Below are 18,221 nucleotides of genomic sequence, written 5' to 3' on the forward strand. Positions count from 1 at the left end.
CCTTTCATTTTTGCACTACACTATGTAGTGTTGGAAGGTAAAAAAAAAAATTAAGTAATGGTTACTAGAACCATACTCATAAAAAGAAATAACGCATGTATAGAAATTACAATAGATGTTGTTTTAAGCCTTACCGGTATCGTTTTTTGAGGATCCACCAGCTGCTGTAATCTGTAATTTACGGATTCATCCGAGAAGTGAATTAAGACAGGACCTATGCCTGGGTGAAACCCATTTTTAATGAGCTTTAACAAGGCACTTCCTAGACCTAGCTCAGAACCTGTTCTTTGGATTGCATATCCGTCGGCTAGCACTTCACTCATAATTTTATAGTTTTGGTAAGCCCATTTGGTTACCGGAATAAACCAAAGGGATTGCGAGATTAATTGCAGGATGAAAACCTTTAGCGGATCACGGTTTCTTTGATGAAAGGTTTCATGCTCTATTACTGCCTCAAGCTCATGGTCCTCCAGCATCTCGATTAAACCGCTTGAGAGAACGATATACGGTTTCATGCATCCAATTGTAAACGCTAGTGACTGATTGTGATGAATGACCATAATATCTTGATTTTGCCGGTTGTATTCCTCATTCATGATATTGGTTAATTCTATGCTCTTTAGATGGACTAGCTTCTGTTTAAACTTTTTAGCTACAATATACTGCTCTGTAACCTTAATAAGTGTTACAAGCACGGTATAGGCAATAAATGCATTTAATAGAAGAAGCACAAGAAAGTAGTAAAATGAACTTTCCTTGAACAAGCTAATGCAAAACTTAAAAAAGTTTACACGAATATTTACTCCAAATAGGAGATGTGCTAAGTACATCCCTATCTGGCTCCATACAAAAACCGCAATAAGGAGACTTAATCCCAGAATAAAGGCCGACTTCTTTTTACACCACATCATAGCTTATCCTGTTTTAACTGCTGAATTTTATGTTCTAATTCATCCAGCAGGTTTTTGTCTACATCTTTCAATGCATCAAGCATATGGGTGATTACAACACCGCCAAACTCATCAAGCAAGTTCTCTGTTATCTTCTTAGATTGCTCTTCGATAAAGCGATCCTTTGATTGAACCGGCCGAAATAGTGAAAGTCTTCCCTGTAATCTCTTTTTTAGAATTCCTTTCTCTACCAGTCGATTCATAACAGTCATAACAGTGTTGAAATTGACGGGCTTGTCCTGCTCAAGGCGTTGTTGAACATCCTTAATGCTGAGCTCATCCGCATTCCAGAGAAGCTCCATAATTTTGGCTTCTAACGGTCCAAAAAAACGGGATAGCCCCACTTCATCGTACTTGAAATTTTTGATATTCATGTTTTCACCTTCCACTACGTATTGTAGTGCATTGGTTGTCCAATTTCAAGTATAAGATTTGGAATATATAAGCAATTAAGGATAGTTTTGATGTCACTATTTTAGCTGTGCTCTGAAATAATATTGTTATTCATAACTCAACAAGGGAGGAAAAGCTTCTTGAACATGATATGATAATAGTGTTTGGACCGATAGAAAAGCTACAACTAATGGAAAAGGCATATCAATAGAAATAATGAGGTGAACAATGATGCAAGTGTCTGTAGAGGCGGTATTAAACAAATTAACGAGTGAGGTTGCGGCTGCAAGGCAGCAGCATAACACAGCAAAGGTTCGGGAGCATTTAGCTGCCATCCGTGCCTTATGTGACCTAGTGCTGGAGGAGCAACAAGAGGCACAGATTGCGCCAGCAGCAATGTTGGAGCAAAGGCCTATTCATACAGCCCCTTCTTTTTCTCCTGCACCAGTGTCTTTAAAGGAAGAAGGCGCAAACGGAGGTTCCTTATTGGATTTCTAGCACGGTAAGAAAGTATAGATTTCTAGCTGGAAGCCAATTCGACGTAGTGAGAAATTTTAGGAACACAGTATAAGTGCAACGACGCCTCTGTCTTCGCCCAAAGGCAAGGCTCGCCAATCGGCGAGTTTTCTTTACACGGTAAGAAAGTATAAATTTCCAGCCGGAAGCTAATTCGACGTAGTGAGAAATTTTAGGAACACAGTATAAGTGCAACGACGCCTCTGTCTTCACCCAAGAGCAGGGCTCGCCAATCGGCGAGTTTTCTTTACACTGTAAGAACTTATAAATTTCCAGCTAGAAGTGAATTCGACGTAGTCGGAAATTTTAGGAATACAGTATAAGGGCAACTACGCCTCTGTCTTCGCCCAAAGGCAGGGCTCGCCAATCGACGAGTTTTCTTTAGGAGACAAAACGGTTGGCTTTCGGTGTGAATTCTTCTAAGATTAGGTAAGAGGGCGGTGAAGGATATGAAGGTGTTTTTTGTTTTAGGCTGCATTAGTGCGTTTTTATCGGTTGCACTTGGCGCATTTGGCGCACATGGCTTAGAAGGTAGAGTTTCCGCCAAAATGCTAGAGGTATGGAAAACAGGTGTTACATATCAGATGTTCCATGCAGTTGGTTTGTTTGTGGTGGCATTTCTTTTAGCTAAGCTGCCAGGTAGTTCACTTACTACGGCGGCAGGGTGGATTATGGTTGCAGGAACGGTTTTATTTTCAGGAAGCTTGTACGTATTAAGCGTATCTGGCATTAAGGTGCTTGGGGCTATTACACCGCTTGGAGGCGTAGCCTTCTTAACGGCATGGGTGCTGCTTGCGATCGCGGCAGTAAAGGGATTATAGAGAAAAGCAGCGCAGCCTGATTTACTTACGAAGAGGTATTCACTGCTTAGCGTCCCTTAGGGTTTTATGTAAAAGAAGCTGGCAGCCCTTGGGCTGCCAGCTTTTGTGCGTAGTAGGAGGTATCCAACTGCGCTTTTTATCTCCGCGGTGGATACGTTGCAGCTTGCCCTTGCGGAAGATAATTGATTTCCCCTGGGAATTCTACATAGTCTAAATAAATCATGAGCAGGAGATAACGTTTTCCCGATTCAGGATCACTTATAATAACATGATCGCGCCCAGCTGCTTCAATAATCCCTGTATATGACTGCGTTCCGAGGGAGCTGTTTCGTTCATACGTCATAAATACAGTTGCTTGCTTACCCTTGTTCAAACGAAGAATATTTTCAATATATGATTGCTCTAAAGGCAGCTGTCCTGAAGCCATTGCGAACTGTGCCTGCGCGGCCTGTGCAGCCTGTGCAGCCTGCGCGCCCTGTACAGCCTGTGTACTTTGTTGAGCAGGCTGCTGTGCATAATAACCATTCTGCCCAGAAGCAGGTACTGGTGTTCCTGATGGTTGATAAAAGCCTGATCCATAATATGGATTTTGATTCATCCTAAACCCTCCCTATGATTAGCTAAATAGAGTAAACCTTCGGACAATCACTTCCGGATGGCTGGTAGAAGCAATGCTTTTTGAATCTTCCGGAATTCTGTTGATTAAACCATGTAGGGGGGCAATCCCCCTCTGGCCTAAAGAACCATAAGCCATAGGTGGCAGGCCAGAAGCGTTCCGCGTTAATCACACGGCGCGCCAACGCAATATCACTGTCTCTTGCCCGTTGATAAAAGTAGCCTTTTTGAGTTGCTTCAAAGCCGCCCGGAGTTTGAAATACCATTTGCTGGAGATCACGAATTTTTTTAAAGTCCAGGCAGTCGCTGAGCACCCGGTTTACGCCGACATTTCCAACCATCAACATGCCCTGCTTTCCTTCGCTTTCAGCTTCTGCTCTCATCAATCGCGCGAGAAGTTTTGCATGCTCTTCGGTATATGGAATAACTCCCATACCTTTCACCTCACTTCAAAGGCAGTTCGGGCCAGTAAACTATACTTTGTTGCTTTAAGGGAATGCTGCTATCAAAAAGAACCGCTATTCCATATGTATGGAGAGGGAAAAGGAGATATGACAACTAAGAAAATCAAGCTTATAGGAGTTAGGCAACAAAAAATGCTCCCTGCGAAAACAGGAAGCATCCATCATTATACGTGTAAAAATTCTGCAATCTTTTCCTTCGGGAGGATGTTGCCGACGAAGAAGGAGCCAAACTCACCATAGCGTGCGCTCACTTCATCAAAGCGCATCTCATAGATAAGCTTTTTGAACTGAAGTACGTCATCTGAGAATAATGTTACGCCCCATTCATAATCATCAAAGCCAACGGAGCCTGTAATAATTTGGCGTACCTTGCCCGCATATTGTCGACCAATTTTACCGTGGCTGTACATCATTTTTTTACGCTCCTCCATCGGAAGCATGTACCAGTTGTCGTCTCCTTGGCGGCGCTTATCCATTGGGTAGAAGCATATGTATTGCGCTTTTGGTAAAATTGGCTTCAGACGCGCTATAATCTGTGGGTTTTGATATGGATCCTCGTCAGAAGGCAGGTAATTGCTTAATTCCACGACAGACACATAGGAATATGTAGGAACTAAATATTCAGCAAGCATTGTTTTGTTAAATTCCGTCTCAATTTCGTTTAATTCTTCCATTGTTGGACGTAAAAGCATGAGCATAAAATCTGCTTTTTGCCCAACAATTGTATAAACAGCTTGGCTGCCTTCATTTGCTTCCTCTGTTTTGCTCCACTTTTCCACTAGATCCAAAAACTCAAAAATAGCTTTCTGACGCTCATCGCTTGATAACCGCTTCCATGCAGTCCAGTCCACAGAACGGAAATCGTGCAGGCAATACCAACCGTCTAATGTTTTTGCTGCTTCACTCATCTTAATCACCTCAATTTTTAAATTCATCTCGTACAATATTTACTATACCATAAAAGCATCAAGAAATAGGAATTCCTGCTAGCGAATGGGGGTCAGAACATTCTAAATATATAATCATTTATTTTTGGGCGTTTTTTTAAATTGAAAAAGTTTAAATTAGAGGAAAAAAGGCGTATCCTTAAATACAGTTAAGTACATAGGAGGTAACAACAGTGAGTGATTTATTTGCAACATTAAAAGAGAAGCTTCGCGGAAAGGGAACGACGATTGTTCTTCCAGAAGGAACAGATGAGCGTATCCTTGGCGCAGCAGCACGCTTAGCGAAGGACGAGCTAGTAAACCCAATTTTAGTGGGGAATACAGCTGAGATTAAGCAAAAGGCAGATGCTTTGAATGTAGCGCTATCTGGTGTTACGATTTATGACCCAGCATCTTATGATGAAATGGAAGAGATGGTAGCAGCTTTTGTGGAGCGTCGTAAAGGAAAGGTATCTGAAGAAGACGCACGCAAATTATTACAAGATGAAAATTACTTTGGTACAATGCTTGTTTATATGGGCAAAGCACAGGGACTTGTAAGCGGAGCAGTTCATTCTACGGCAGATACAGTTCGTCCTGCCCTGCAAATCATTAAAACAAAGCCAGGCGTTTCTAAAACTTCCGGCGTGTTTATCATGGTACGTGGAGAGGAAAAATATGTATTTGCTGATTGTGCAATTAATATTTCTCCATCCAGCCAGGATTTGGCGGAGATTGCAGTAGAAAGCGCAAAAACGGCAGCTTTGTTTGGTGTTGACCCGCGCGTTGCAATGCTTAGCTTCTCAACAAAGGGTTCAGCAAAATCTCCGGAAACAGAAAAGGTAGTAGAAGCGACGCAGCTTGCGAAGCAAATGGCACCGGAGTTAACATTGGATGGTGAGTTCCAATTCGATGCGGCTTTCGTACCAGCTGTTGCGAAGCAAAAAGCGCCTGGTTCTGTTATTGAAGGGAATGCGAATGTATTTGTATTTCCAAGCCTTGAAGCAGGAAATATCGGCTACAAAATTGCACAGCGCTTAGGGAACTTTGAGGCGATTGGACCTGTTTTACAAGGATTGAACATGCCTGTAAATGACTTATCCCGCGGCTGTAATGAAGAGGATGTATATAAGCTGTCTTTAATCACTGCAGGTCAAGCACTGTAAATAAAAAAAGCCCATATTGGGCTTTTTTTCATTTTAGGAACAAAGTATAAGTTCAACCGTGTCTCTGTCCGCCAGGTGACGAGTTTTCTGTATACGCTATCCTGCTGCGCTTCCGCTGGGTATTTATCCTAGAGCTTTGTTGTTTCTCTCTAAAACCCGATGGAGGTTTTGTTCATACATTGAGACCTCTTCAGGAAGCAGCTGTGATGGTGAGAGCGTCGGCGTAAAGTGTTGAAGTGTTTGCAGCAGACGCATCATTAAGTGATACACGGTGATGTCTGTCTTCAGCAGCTCCGATAAGGATGCCATTACATCCGGCACGATAACAGGATAGACAAACTTTGTCTGCTCTCCCTTTAGCGCAAGCTGATAAAAATCGCGAATGAGGGCAGCTCGATTTGAGCCACTGCCCGTGGCGCACAGATAAATTTGTACAGCAATCCCGCCGCGAATCCGGCGCTGTGAGATACCGGCAAATTTTTTACCGTCAATGCTTAAATCATAGCTGCCTGGACAATAGGAGCCAACAATCTCTCTTGCTTCAATGACAGCACCATAATCATGAAGCATTTCTTGAATGAGCCCCAGCATTGCATCATAGCCAAGGTTAATATCAATGCTCTTATCGGCTTCGCGCAGGATGAGGGAGATGTTTAACACTCCTTCGTCCAGCACAACCGCAAGACCGCCTGAATTGCGTACAATTACATTCCAGCCCTGCTCCTGTAAAAAGTTTATGCCCTCCTGTAAAAACGGGAGCCTTGTATCTTGGATGCCAAGTACAATTGTATTGTGATGAACCCAAGAGCGCACCGTTGCAGGGGAAAGCCCACTGCCGACTGTTGTACATAATGTATCATCCATCGCGAAAGACTGCAGTGCTTGAAACTGCGGTCCTAGACTTGATTGGTCAATGATGCGCCATTGGGGCTGAGATAAAATAGAACGATAATCACGCATGTCTGTAGCCCCTTTATGATGAGGTTATAAAGCTTAATGGACTGCTGCCGATTTTATTGAACGGGGGTCTCCCGCAGGTAAAATGGTCTATGTCCGCTTTCCTTAAGTCATTATAACAAAAAAGAAGATAGCAATATAGCTATCTCCTCTGCGGCTATCATTCTGCAATTTTTTCAAGGTTCCCGTTTCGGTCCATTCGGAAGCTTGTTGTTGGTCGCTCCTCTTCATCCATAAGAGCGAGCTTACGGGCGCGATTCATAATTTTCATCATTGTTTCGTAATCCTCTTGAATCGTCGTTGATTCTTGCTCTAGCTTGGCAACTTTGCCTGCTAGTTCTTCATTTTTATGCATGTATTCAGTAATTTCTTTTCTTAATCGTTCATTTTCGCGCTCCAATGCAGTGACCTTTACATCTGAGCTTCCTAAAGATTGCAGAAAATGAATTACATCTGCCATTGTAAGAGAAGAAGTCTCCCTTGGACTAAAAACAGCAGTATCCGTCATGGTGAAGGAAGGTTCTTCTAGTAGAACTGTATTTTCTATGACTTCATCAGCTTCCATATCAACAGTACGCACGGCAGGAGCTGGTGCTGGTGGTGTATACAGCAGCTTTTTCTTTGCCTGATCCCCGCCGATTGCACGCATCTTCTCTTTGCGATGCCTTTTTGCTACCTGTAGATCTTTTTCATAGTTATAGCGTACAACGGCATTCCAACGAAATCCACAAGCCGCTGATGTGCGATTAAGTCTATCTCCTACTTCTTCAAAGGCGTTTAATTGCGTGCTTCCTTCCCGGACATGGCGCAGTACTGTTTCTGCCAAAAGCAAATCATCTTCTTCTGTCCAAGCATCTTGTCTTATCTTCATAGAATCATCTCCTTAATCCCTTTCTAAAGTGTTTTCTACCTTTAGGATGGACGGAAATGATACGTCTTATACAAACCTTTTAAAAAAATGGTAGATTATTTCCAGAGATAGAGGCTCTGAAGTTCCTAGTAAAACATACTATCTCTCTTTCAGATTAGCTTTTCAGGTCGATTGGAAGTGGAAAATATAGAGAGAAAATAAAAAGAGTATGTATTTTTCTTATAAAAAAATGTATAATATGTTCATACTTACTTACTTAGTATTCTCTATAAGAGAATACCCCACTACATTTTTATATGATATGTAAAAGGCAAACCTGGCTGAAAAGCAGGGACGCAAAGCTTAGAGCCTAAAGAGGAAATTCCTCTATGGTCGTCTGGTTGCCATCCTTTTTTAATAGTTCTGCCATTTAGAGCGTTTTGAAAATACATATGAATAGGAAAACAGGCAGATGCATTATTTCTGCCTGTTTTCCTATGTGGACAACAATTAATGATAGCTTTGCCTTATAAGATCGTGCACGGATAGCTTGCAACATTTCAAAAAGAACGGTAAAATATCTTTTAGCAAATCGTGCAACGGTGCATACTAATATATGCGAAAAGTTTGAGCTCGAGAAAGGATTGTGCAAGATGGCAAATGAATTTCGGGTGTGCGATGATTGTCAGGCCACAAATTTAAAAACATTGCTTCCGCGTTTAAAGAAAGTAGACCCGGATGCAGATGTGCAGGTTGGCTGTCAGTCATACTGTGGGCCAGGGCGCAAAAAGTCATTTGCGTTCGTGAATAACCGCCCTGTTTCGGCACCAAATGAAACTGAATTAATTAAAAAAATTGAGGATAAACTAGGAAAATAAGGAAAGCACTTCTCGGTAGAGGAAGTGCTTTTTTCACTATTAGGAGAGCGTAAAGTTAAGTTCTAGCAGGAAGCTAACTTTTAGGAATACAGTATAAGTAGGGCTACGCCTCTGTCTTTGCCTAAGGGCAGGGCTCGCCAATCGGCGAGTTTTCTTTAATTGGAATTTGTATGTAATTGAATATAAATGCATAGGCGGGTCTTTCTCATCTCATTATCCTTTCGGTATAATACAGGTATGATAGTAGCAAAGAAAGGGGGTATCTTAAATGGTATATCCCAATGGCAAAATGAATGAAAAAAAGGTGTTTAAGGATCCTGTACATAAATATGTTCATGTGGATGATCAGGTCATTTGGGATTTGATCGGTACAGCAGAGTTCCAAAGATTACGCCGCGTCAAACAGCTTGGTACAACATTTTTTACGTTTCATGGAGCGGAGCATAGCCGATTTAATCACTCGCTCGGCGTATATGAAATCATTCGTCGGATGATTGATAATGTGTTTGATGGCAGACCCGCATGGAATACTGAGGATCGCTTACTTTGCTTATGTGCCGCGCTTTTACATGATGTTGGGCACGGGCCATTTTCACATTCCTTTGAAAAGGTATTTCATCTTGACCATGAGCATTTCACGCAGCGCATTATCCTTGGTGATACAGAAATTAATCAAGTGCTGCGGGAGGTTGACCGTGAATTCCCGAAAAAGGTAGCCGAGGTTATTGCGAAAACCTCTGATAATAAGCTAGCAATTAGTATGATTTCCAGTCAAATTGATGCAGACCGAATGGATTATTTACTGCGAGATGCCTATTTTACTGGGGTCACCTACGGAAACTTCGATATGGAGCGTATTTTACGTGTGATGCGCCCGCACGGAGATCAGGTTGTAATTAAGTATAGCGGTATGCATGCGGTGGAGCATTATATTATGAGCCGTTATCAAATGTACTGGCAAGTGTATTTCCATCCGGTCACACGCAGTGCGGAGGTTATTTTAACAAAGATCTTGCATCGCGCGAAGGCACTTCATAAGCAATATTACTCATTCAGGCATCAGCCTGTTCATTTCTACTCGCTATTTGAGGATGAGGTTACGATTGAAGATTACTTAAAGCTTGATGAAAATATTATGTACTATTATTTTCAAGTATGGCAGGAGGAAGAAGATGCGATTTTAAGTGATCTCTGCCGGCGCTTTGTGAACCGAAACTTATTTAAATATGTAGATTTCACAGAAAAATATCACGGATTAAATAACTGGATGGAGCTAAGCAGCTTATGCAAGAAGGCTGGCATCGACCCGGATTATTATCTCGTTGTAGATTCTACCTCTGACCTGCCGTATGACTTTTATCGGGCAGGTGAAGAAGAGGAACGTTTGCCGATTATGCTGCTGATGCCAAATGGCGAGCTTCGTGAATTATCACGTGAATCGAGTATCGTTGAAGCTATTACAGGCAAAAAACGCATGGATCAAAAGCTTTTTTATCCGTATGACACCTTATACGAGGATGGACGGAAAGGAAAAGTGAAGGAAAAAATCATTAGTATTTTAGAAGGAAAAGGGTAATAAAGACAGCGGACAAGGTCTGTTTCAAAAAGGGAAAAGACCCAAGCAGGGTCTTTTCCTTTTTACATTTAAGGCTGTATAAGTTTCCAGCTAGAAACGAATTCAACATAGCCGGAAATTTTAGGAGCGTAAGTACAACTATGCCTCTGGCTTCGCCTAAGGGCAGGGCTCGCCAATCGGCGAGTTTTCTATTCGTCGCTTAAACGCTTCCCAGCGATTGCATAGTTATTTTTAGTCATTTCGTCAATGAATATAACAACCTTTTCAGCTGGTGCGCCTGTTGTTTCAACGACTGCAGCTGTTACCTTTTCAGCAAGAGCTTTTTTTTGTTCCTCTGTACGGCCTTCCAGCATTTTAATTGTAACATATGGCATGATTTTCACTCCTTTTTATGTAAAATACACTCCTATTATAGCGAATTTTGTTAGGAAGAAATCAGAAAACAAACATTTTCTTTATATTTTTGGTATGCTTACGGTAAAGCTTGAAAAAGGAGATGAATGATGGACCATTTATTTGTTTACCCATTGCAGCAAATCCCGCTGGTCGTGTTAGCAATAGCAGCAGCCCTTTCCCTTCATGAATTTGCTCACGCTTATGTTGCGTATAAATTCGGAGACCCCACTGCAAAGCAACAAGGACGTTTAACGTTATCACCACTAGCCCATCTTGATATAGTCGGGACGATTGCTATTTTCCTGCTTGGCTTTGGCTGGGCGCGACCGGTTCCTGTAAATCCATATTTCTTTAAGCGACCGCGTCTGGCAGGTATACTAGTTTCCGTAGCTGGACCGCTTAGCAACTTGTTTTTAGGAATTGTTGGTTACATTCTCTGGTATGCTCTTATCAGCACGGGTGCGCTGCACATGCTGCCGGATGCAATCGGAAAAACACTGTATGAATTCTTTCAAATTTTCATCGGCTTAAATCTTGTTTTATTTGTTTTTAACTTACTGCCATTGCCGCCGCTCGACGGCTATCGCATCTTGGAGGATCTTATGCCGATGAATGTGCGGGCAAAGATGACACAGTTTGAAAATTACGGAGCGATTATTTTTCTGGTGTTAGTTATCACACCGCTTGATCAATATACAATTGGACCAATTTTTTCGGTTGTCATACCGTATGTATCAGGAGCGATTGAGAGCATCATTGCGCCGCTCTTTGGTTTGTATGTTTCATAATGATACAATATAAGGAAAAGAGAAGCAGGAGGAAACAGAATGGAAGAGCAACAAAAGAAAAAGCCAATTGGCTTTAATATTGTAAAAAATGATTCAACAAGCGGTCACGGCGGCTTTGGTGTCGGTGCATTAAGCTTGGAGAATATGTCCCCTGTTATTGTGGATGTAACAGAAGGGACTGCATATGTAGACGTGGGGGCGATGCATGCCCGCAGCGCAGTTGAAAAAGGCATTAAATTCTTAACCAACAAGGAAGAGGTGCCAAATGGAAAGCCATATTGGCTCGTTTGGGTAACTATTGAAAGAACAGCAGAGGGAGCGTATTATGCGGGTGCGACAGCTTGCGAAATGACAGTGGATCGTGAGGCGCGCCGCGGCTATAAGCTGCTTCCAGAGCATGTAAATAAAATGGATAAATCCTTGAAGCGTCATATTATTGTGGATCATATGGATGAGGCGTCCAAAAAGATTCTTGGCAGTTTCCTAAAGTCACATGATGAAGATATCTGGAAAAACTCCAGTGCGAAGCTCAAGCAGGAGTTATTGACCGAATAAGCAAGTTTTGCTATTGGGGGAAATGCGAATCCGTGTTATTAAGGTGAAAAAGCCTGTTTAGAGGAAAACTAGAATAAAAAAAGGTCTCTGCATACTGGGCAGGGACCTTTTGTGTTCCACTGTAAGAAGATATATTAAAAGAGGGGGGATTATTTTGTCTAATAAGTTAGAAATAGATAACAACATCCAAAATAGTTTACGTTCAGATTGCTCAAATTGTTTTGGGTTGTGTTGTGTAGCTTTACCCTATGCAAAATCTGCTGATTTCGCGATTGATAAGGATGGAGGAACGCCTTGTTCGAACCTGCAATCAAATTACTTATGCAGCATTCATCAAGACCTTATAACAAAAGGCTTCCGGGGCTGTGTTGCATATGAGTGTTTTGGAGCCGGACAAAAGGTTTCTCAAATCATTTATGAGGGGAACGATTGGAAGAATAATAAAGATTTAGCTAAGGAAATGTTTGCTGTATTTCCGATTATGCAACAGCTTCAGGAAATGCTTTGGTATTTGCAGGAAGCGCTTGTAAATCAGGCTGCTAGACCGATTTACAATGAGCTGCTAGCTGCTTTTGAAGAAACAGAAAGCCTTACAAAACAAGGCACGGAAGCTATTCTAAACATTAATGTACCGGAGCATAGGATGAAGATAAACGATTTACTTTTACATACAAGTGAACTAGTACGCTCTAAAATTTCTAATAAAAAGCTTGGAAAAAAATTTAAGCGCGGCAGTGATTTGATTGGTGCTAATCTTAGAGACGCTGACCTTAAAGGAGCTAATTTAAGAGGAGCCTTACTGATAGCTGCTGATCTGAGAGATGCTGACCTCAGATTAACTGATTTGATTGGTGCGGATTTTAGAGATGCTAATGTAAGCGGTGCGGATCTTACGGGGAGTATTTTTCTTACGCAGGCGCAGGTGAATGCTGCGAAGGGCAATATGCAGACAAAGCTGCCAGCTTCTCTAAGAATGCCGGAGCATTGGAAACAGAAAGCTTAAGTTCATCTTAGGTTTTCTTTTTTCTTTCTAAGAGAAAAACGATTTTGCCAATTGACAAAATCGTTTTCTTTGGGTTTACCAAGGGAAATATTTCTTCCACCAACCGTTCTTTTGTTCATCCTTTGCCTTTAGCTGAATTTTATTAAATTCATCCTCTCCGTCCAAATGATCCATGCAGTATTCTGTTGGCTCTGTTCCCTTTGTGAAATACATTTTTACCTTAAGCGGGCAGCCCTTTGTAGCGATTTTTCCATTTTTCGGGTTAATGTCAAGGGCAACAACACCAGCGGGCTGTTTAAATTTCTCCTTTTTCTCCTTTTCTAACCCTTTCTCCATTACATCTGCCCAAATATTCTTTGCGTAGCGCTGCTCAGCTGCACTTGTAATGTCACGTTCCTTGTCGTAGCCGACCCAGACACCGGTGACAAGCTGCGGTGTAAAGCCGATCATCCAGCTGTCTGTTTTTGTAGAGCCGGATTTTCCTGCGTATGGTCTTGTAAGCTTTGGAATAATCGTTTGTCCAGTTACGGTTGCATAGCCGCTTAGCTTTTTATTGAACATGCCTGTCATCATTTCTTCTGTGACGAACGCGTTATTTTTATCGAGTACTTGTTCATTTTCTAAGTGTGCATCGTATAAAACCGCTCCATCACGATCGATAATGCGTCTTACAAAAAGAGGTGATACCTTTTTGCCGCCGTTGGCAAACATGCTGTAGGCATTCGTCATTTCAATCGGCTTCACAGGAGAGGATCCGAGAGCAAGGGCAGGGACAGGGTCCAGCTTGCTTGTAATCCCGAACTTTTTGGCTGTTTTAACAAGCGTGTTTTCTCCGAGAAATAGATGCGTTTTTACCGCATATATGTTATCCGAAACAGCCAGCGCCTGCATCATAGTGACAAAGTCATCCGCGTAATAGTTATTGTAGTTTGTTGGGGCGTAGGTAGATACCCCATCTGCTAGCTTAAATTTCGTATATTCACTTTTAAGGCGGGTGACTGGTGTAAAGCCTTGTTCTAGTGCCGCGTAATATAGGAATGGCTTAAAGGTAGAGCCTGGTTGTCGATAGGCTTGCGTTGCACGATTAAACTGGCTTTTTTTATAATCGCGGCCTCCAATTAAGGCCTTTACCTCACCTGTTTTCGGGTCCATCGCAACTAGTGCTGTTTCGATGTCGGTGCTGTCTGGAATGACTGATTGCACCGTTTGCTCTGCAATTGCTTGCAGCTTCGGGTCAAGGGTCGTGTAAATACGGAGCCCGCCCTGCTCGATGATTTGTTCATCAATTTTTAGGTCATTCAGGAGCGCAGCCTGTACAGCATCTTGGAAATAGGGAGCCTGCGCAGCAACTTCGTTTTGGTTAAGCGGAACAAGCGCAAGCTTTGATTGTTTGGCTTCTGCTTCCTCCGCCTTTGTAATATAGCCCTGCTCACGCATTTGTCCGAGAATGAGAGCTTGACGCTGCTTCGCGCGCTGTTCATTCAGATAAGGAGAATAATAGCTAGGCCCCTTTGGAATCCCTGCAAGCATACTTGCTTCCGCAAGCGTTAAATCAGCAGCATGTTTATTAAAATATAGACGAGAGGCCGCTTCAATGCCATATGCGCCGTGTCCGTAATAGATCGTATTTAGATATCCTTCCAAAATTGTATTTTTGCTGTAATTCGCCTCAAGTCGAATGGTATAAAGAGCCTCCATCGCTTTTCGCTTCCACGTTTTATCATGGCTCAAGTAAAGGTTACGAGCGTATTGCTGCGTAATGGTACTTGCTCCCTGAACCTTCGCCATCGCTTTAATGTCAGCTACGATTGCACCAGCAATACGTCTAACATCAAAGCCGTAATGGTCATAAAAACGTTGGTCCTCAATTGCGATTGTAGCCTCTCTTACAAATGGGGAAATTTGGTCAAGTGCGACCCAATGTCTATTTTCTGCTGTTTTGCTTTGTCCAATGACGGAATCATCATTTGCGTAAAAAACAGTTGTTTGCGGAACAGATACAGGAGGAGGACCTGCAATCTTTGCGATAATAACACACAGCGAAATGAGAGTCGCAAGACCTATAGAGAAAATCAAACTTATAAAAGCAATTGCCCGTATATACTTTGCCGTTTTCTTGTTTGCAATTAATTCCATTTCTGTTACCCCCCGGCTCATATGCTCTTATTAGTATTGAAAAATTTCCATATTTTTAAACGAAAAGAAATGAGAAAGAAGGGGAAAAGGAGACCGCCGAGGAGTTGCCTTCCAGCTAGAAATTTATACTTTCCTACAGTGAAGTACAAAAAGAAGCTAATCATCTATTGCGGATGATTAGCTTCTTTTTGTACTTCAAATGAACTTTTTCAGCTGCCTTCTACAGAAGTTCTCTTTCTTTTATCAGTTCAAAGGCACGTGATGGCCAATCGGTGATAATGACATCTACACCTAAGGCAATCATATTTTCTAAATCTTTATATTCATTAATGGTATATGGGCGCAGTGTAAAGCCTGCCTGCTGTGCGCACTGAACAAATTCTTTTGTCAGCAGCATAAAATTTGGATGAAGCCCGCTTGCCTGCCGCCTTCTTGCCTCTATTAGCGCATCAGGTAATGGCTCATGATAGAGAAGTGCTCTATGAATTTCCGGCGCAAGGGAAGAGAGCAGCTCAATAGATTCATGATTAAAGGAGGAGAATATAACCCGATCTTCTAGGCCATACTCACGAACGAGCTGCACTGTCTTTTGCTCAAGCTCAGGATAGCGGATAATATCATTTTTTAGTTCAATATTCAGTAATAGTGCAGTTCCCGCAGCCCAAGCCAGTACTTCACGAAGAGAAGGGATTCGCTCCCCAGCGAAGCGATGATCAAAAAAACTGCCCGCATCAAGCGCCTTCAGCTGCTGTAGTGTATAGTTGAATGCCAGACCTGTTCCATTTGTTGTGCGATTGAGTGTTTCATCATGAATGACAATGATTTCGCCATCATTAGAAAGATGAATATCCAGCTCAATCCCGTGGGCACCTACGCGCTCTGCTTCTAAAAAAGCAGCCATTGTATTTTCTGGATGTGTTCCTTTTACGCCGCGGTGAGCAAAAATGAGAGGATGCTTCATAGGAAAATCTCCTTCCATTTATTTGTAACATATTCATTATGAGGTTGAATAAATAAAAGAACAATAAATTTTGAAAAAATTAACAAAAATATTATTTCCCTTCAACTGAATGTTAAGAGAAGTTTGCTTAGGTATAGGAGTGTGGAAGAAAAGCAAGCTTATTAGCGAAGGCATTTGCAAATGATGCCAGGACAGATTAGAGAGATGAAGAGACAATTGTGCTCCTTCATAGTAATAGGGGTTTTCTTCATATTTATTTTAAAAGTCGGAAAAGGTAATAGAAATGATACATAGCTGCTGTGAAAAATATAATGTGAAGATGTTGTAGAAGCCCATGTGTTTTTTGTATTTTCATCTATACATTTTAGAGTTTTTGTTTTATTTTTGTTAAGTGATATTTAGGGTGGCTGCAACTGTAAATCAAATAAAGAAGAAGGGCGTGATACTGAGATGGAATTATGGTTTACGGAGAAGCAAACAGAGAATTTTGGAATTACAGCGAAAATGAAGCGCACTTTACATACAGAGCAAACAGAATTTCAAAAGCTTGACATGGTAGAAACAGAAGAGTTTGGAAACATGCTAATTCTTGACGGGATGGTCATGACAACACAAAAGGATGAGTTTGTATACCACGAAATGGTGGCTCATGTTCCTTTGTTTACGCATCCAAGCCCTGAAAACGTGCTTGTGGTAGGTGGCGGAGATGGCGGTGTGATTCGTGAAGTTTTAAAGCACCCAAGCGTGAAACAAGCGACACTTGTTGAAATTGATGGCAAAGTAATTGAGTATTCTAAGAAGTATTTGCCAGAGATCGCAGGCGAGTTGGATAATCCACGTGTAGAAGTAAAGGTGGACGACGGTTTCCTTCATATTGCGCAAAGCGAAAATGAATATGACGTCATTATGGTTGACTCTACAGAACCGGTAGGACCGGCGGTAAATTTATTTACAAAGGGCTTTTATGCGGGAATTTCTAAGGCCTTGAAGGAAGATGGGATTTTCGTTGCGCAAACGGACAACCCTTGGTTTACACCGGAATTGATTACAAATGTGTTTAAGGACGTAAGTGAGATTTTCCCAATCACACGTTTATACACCGCAAACATTCCAACGTACCCAAGCGGCCTTTGGACATTCACAATTGGATCTAAGCAGCATGATCCACTAGAGGTAAGTGAAGCGCGCTTTCACGATATTGAAACAAAATATTATACAAAGGAGCTTCATAAAGCAGCATTTGCTTTGCCGAAGTTCGTTGGTGATTTAATTAAATAGGCAGTGTGTTTACATAGATAGGAGGAGAAAGATATGCGTTTTGACGAAGCATATTCTGGTAATGTTTTTATTAAAAGTCATCAAAATTATGATGAGGCTGAGGCAGTCATCTACGGCATGCCGATGGACTGGACAGTAAGTTTCCGTCCGGGCTCCCGTTTTGGCCCAGCTCGCATCCGTGAGTTGTCAATTGGACTAGAAGAATACAGTCCATATATGGATCGTGAGCTTGAGGAAGTAAAATATTTTGATGCGGGGGATATTCCGCTTCCATTTGGAAATCCAGAAAAAAGCGTCAATATGATTGAAGAATACATCGACAGCTTGTTAGCTGACGGCAAGTTTCCGCTTGGTCTTGGCGGTGAGCATTTGGTATCTTGGCCAGTTATGAAGGCGATGTACAAAAAGTACCCAGATCTTGCGATTATTCATTTTGACGCGCATACAGACCTTCGTGATAATTATGAAGGTGAGCCATATTCGCATGCAACACCGATTAAGAAGGTTTGCAACTTAATTGGTCCGAAAAATGTGTATTCATTCGGGATCCGCTCTGGTTTAAAGGAAGAGTTCCAGTGGGCGAAGGAAGTTGGGATGAACCTGTTCAAGTTTGATGTTCTTGAGCCTCTGAAGAAGGTTTTGCCTGAATTGGCGGGAAGACCAGTGTACTTAACAATTGACATTGATGTATTAGATCCTGCTCATGCACCTGGAACAGGTACACTCGAAGCAGGCGGCATTTCATCCAAGGAATTGCTTGCATCTTTAGTAGAGATTGCAAATTCTGAGGTGAATGTAGTAGGTGCTGATATTGTAGAGGTTGCGCCAGTGTATGACCATAGTGAACAAACACCGATTGTAGCAGGCAAAATCGTTCGCGAAATTTTGCTAGGCTTGGTACAACAGCGTTAATCAAATAACGAGTTTGAAGCAGTCAGCTTTCGGATAGGAGAGCTGGCTGTTTTTTATACTTTAAGAAGTATAAATTTCTA

At 41.9% G+C, this 18,221-nt stretch carries 20 protein-coding genes, 1 pseudogene and 1 riboswitch; of the genes and pseudogenes, 11 read left to right on the forward strand and 10 right to left on the reverse strand.

Going from position 1 to position 18,221, the window contains the following annotated elements:
• Nucleotides 1-50 precede the first annotated feature (50 nt).
• A complete protein-coding gene (locus tag AAHB12_RS17590; protein WP_129727419.1) occupies nt 51-911 on the reverse strand; it encodes a M56 family metallopeptidase in 861 nt (286 codons plus the stop codon).
• On the reverse strand, nt 908-1,324 hold the full coding sequence (locus AAHB12_RS17595) for a BlaI/MecI/CopY family transcriptional regulator (RefSeq protein ID WP_342046250.1): 417 nt from the start codon (nt 1,322-1,324) through the stop codon (nt 908-910). Before AAHB12_RS17595 ends, AAHB12_RS17590 begins: the two co-directional genes overlap by 4 nt.
• 74 nt (nt 1,325-1,398) lie before the next feature.
• Here AAHB12_RS17595 and AAHB12_RS17600 point away from each other — a divergent pair.
• The 3 genes and pseudogenes from AAHB12_RS17600 to AAHB12_RS17610 all read left to right on the forward strand — a co-directional run.
• A pseudogene (locus tag AAHB12_RS17600) lies at nt 1,399-1,554 on the forward strand (potassium channel family protein); the annotation flags it as partial.
• A gap of 17 nt (nt 1,555-1,571) precedes the next feature.
• The gene (locus AAHB12_RS17605) at nt 1,572-1,841 is read left to right on the forward strand and encodes a YwdI family protein (protein WP_342046251.1); all 270 of its coding nucleotides are present in this window, start codon (nt 1,572-1,574) and stop codon (nt 1,839-1,841) included.
• A 467-nt stretch (nt 1,842-2,308) separates the two neighbouring features.
• Nucleotides 2,309-2,680: a DUF423 domain-containing protein gene (locus AAHB12_RS17610; protein WP_342046252.1), complete on the forward strand. Its 372-nt coding sequence runs from the start codon at nt 2,309-2,311 to the stop codon at nt 2,678-2,680.
• A gap of 136 nt (nt 2,681-2,816) precedes the next feature.
• Here AAHB12_RS17610 and gerQ read toward each other — a convergent pair whose 3' ends face one another.
• From gerQ to hemQ, 3 genes are all read right to left on the reverse strand, one after another.
• Nucleotides 2,817-3,278 (reverse strand): spore coat protein GerQ, encoded by a 462-nt coding sequence (gene gerQ, locus AAHB12_RS17615; protein WP_342046253.1) that lies wholly within the window; start codon nt 3,276-3,278, stop codon nt 2,817-2,819.
• Nucleotides 3,279-3,300: 22 nt separating this feature from the next.
• On the reverse strand, nt 3,301-3,729 hold the full coding sequence (locus AAHB12_RS17620; protein WP_342046254.1) for a cell wall hydrolase: 429 nt from the start codon (nt 3,727-3,729) through the stop codon (nt 3,301-3,303).
• 194 nt (nt 3,730-3,923) lie between these two features.
• Nucleotides 3,924-4,667: a hydrogen peroxide-dependent heme synthase gene (gene hemQ / locus AAHB12_RS17625; RefSeq protein WP_342046255.1), complete on the reverse strand. Its 744-nt coding sequence runs from the start codon at nt 4,665-4,667 to the stop codon at nt 3,924-3,926.
• 212 nt (nt 4,668-4,879) lie between these two features.
• On the opposite strand from hemQ, the gene pta reads away from it, so the two are divergent.
• The gene (pta, locus tag AAHB12_RS17630) at nt 4,880-5,851 is read left to right on the forward strand and encodes a phosphate acetyltransferase (RefSeq protein ID WP_129727426.1); all 972 of its coding nucleotides are present in this window, start codon (nt 4,880-4,882) and stop codon (nt 5,849-5,851) included.
• Nucleotides 5,852-5,974: 123 nt separating this feature from the next.
• On the opposite strand, the gene AAHB12_RS17635 is transcribed toward pta, so the two are convergent.
• Together AAHB12_RS17635 and AAHB12_RS17640 are read right to left on the reverse strand one after the other, a co-directional pair.
• Nucleotides 5,975-6,811, reverse strand: coding sequence for a lipoate--protein ligase family protein (locus tag AAHB12_RS17635; protein ID WP_129727427.1), 837 nt, complete (start codon nt 6,809-6,811; stop codon nt 5,975-5,977).
• Between the two features lie 157 nt (nt 6,812-6,968).
• A complete protein-coding gene (locus AAHB12_RS17640) occupies nt 6,969-7,679 on the reverse strand; it encodes an RsfA family transcriptional regulator (protein WP_129727428.1) in 711 nt (236 codons plus the stop codon).
• A 299-nt stretch (nt 7,680-7,978) separates the two neighbouring features.
• Nucleotides 7,979-8,067, forward strand: a riboswitch (cyclic di-GMP riboswitch).
• Between the two features lie 244 nt (nt 8,068-8,311).
• On the opposite strand from AAHB12_RS17640, the gene AAHB12_RS17645 reads away from it, so the two are divergent.
• Together AAHB12_RS17645 and AAHB12_RS17650 are read left to right on the forward strand one after the other, a co-directional pair.
• Nucleotides 8,312-8,536 (forward strand): DUF1450 domain-containing protein, encoded by a 225-nt coding sequence (locus tag AAHB12_RS17645; RefSeq protein WP_129727429.1) that lies wholly within the window; start codon nt 8,312-8,314, stop codon nt 8,534-8,536.
• A gap of 268 nt (nt 8,537-8,804) precedes the next feature.
• A complete protein-coding gene (locus tag AAHB12_RS17650; RefSeq protein ID WP_129727430.1) occupies nt 8,805-10,112 on the forward strand; it encodes an HD domain-containing protein in 1,308 nt (435 codons plus the stop codon).
• 188 nt (nt 10,113-10,300) lie between these two features.
• Here the strand turns inward: AAHB12_RS17650 and AAHB12_RS17655 are convergent, their stop codons facing one another.
• A complete protein-coding gene (locus tag AAHB12_RS17655) occupies nt 10,301-10,486 on the reverse strand; it encodes a 2-hydroxymuconate tautomerase (RefSeq protein WP_129727431.1) in 186 nt (61 codons plus the stop codon).
• Between the two features lie 129 nt (nt 10,487-10,615).
• Between AAHB12_RS17655 and AAHB12_RS17660 the strand changes: the two genes are divergently transcribed.
• The 3 genes from AAHB12_RS17660 (at nt 10,616) to AAHB12_RS17670 (ending at nt 12,854) form a co-directional block, all read left to right on the forward strand.
• A complete protein-coding gene (locus AAHB12_RS17660) occupies nt 10,616-11,296 on the forward strand; it encodes a site-2 protease family protein (protein ID WP_129727432.1) in 681 nt (226 codons plus the stop codon).
• Between the two features lie 39 nt (nt 11,297-11,335).
• Complete coding sequence (locus AAHB12_RS17665; protein ID WP_342046256.1) at nt 11,336-11,851, forward strand: YwhD family protein; 516 nt, start codon at nt 11,336-11,338, stop codon at nt 11,849-11,851.
• 154 nt (nt 11,852-12,005) lie between these two features.
• Nucleotides 12,006-12,854: a pentapeptide repeat-containing protein gene (locus AAHB12_RS17670; RefSeq protein WP_342046257.1), complete on the forward strand. Its 849-nt coding sequence runs from the start codon at nt 12,006-12,008 to the stop codon at nt 12,852-12,854.
• A 75-nt stretch (nt 12,855-12,929) separates the two neighbouring features.
• On the opposite strand, the gene AAHB12_RS17675 is transcribed toward AAHB12_RS17670, so the two are convergent.
• Entirely contained in the window at nt 12,930-14,990 is a 2,061-nt protein-coding gene (locus AAHB12_RS17675) for a transglycosylase domain-containing protein (RefSeq protein WP_342046258.1), read from the reverse strand.
• Nucleotides 14,991-15,210: 220 nt separating this feature from the next.
• A complete protein-coding gene (locus AAHB12_RS17680) occupies nt 15,211-15,951 on the reverse strand; it encodes a glycerophosphodiester phosphodiesterase (protein ID WP_342046259.1) in 741 nt (246 codons plus the stop codon).
• A gap of 450 nt (nt 15,952-16,401) precedes the next feature.
• Between AAHB12_RS17680 and speE the strand changes: the two genes are divergently transcribed.
• Together speE and speB are read left to right on the forward strand one after the other, a co-directional pair.
• Complete coding sequence (gene speE / locus AAHB12_RS17685; protein ID WP_342046260.1) at nt 16,402-17,229, forward strand: polyamine aminopropyltransferase; 828 nt, start codon at nt 16,402-16,404, stop codon at nt 17,227-17,229.
• 33 nt (nt 17,230-17,262) lie between these two features.
• The gene (speB, locus tag AAHB12_RS17690; RefSeq protein WP_342046261.1) at nt 17,263-18,141 is read left to right on the forward strand and encodes an agmatinase; all 879 of its coding nucleotides are present in this window, start codon (nt 17,263-17,265) and stop codon (nt 18,139-18,141) included.
• Nucleotides 18,142-18,221 lie beyond the last annotated feature (80 nt).

This window comes from Bacillus sp. OTU530 (assembly GCF_038440375.1).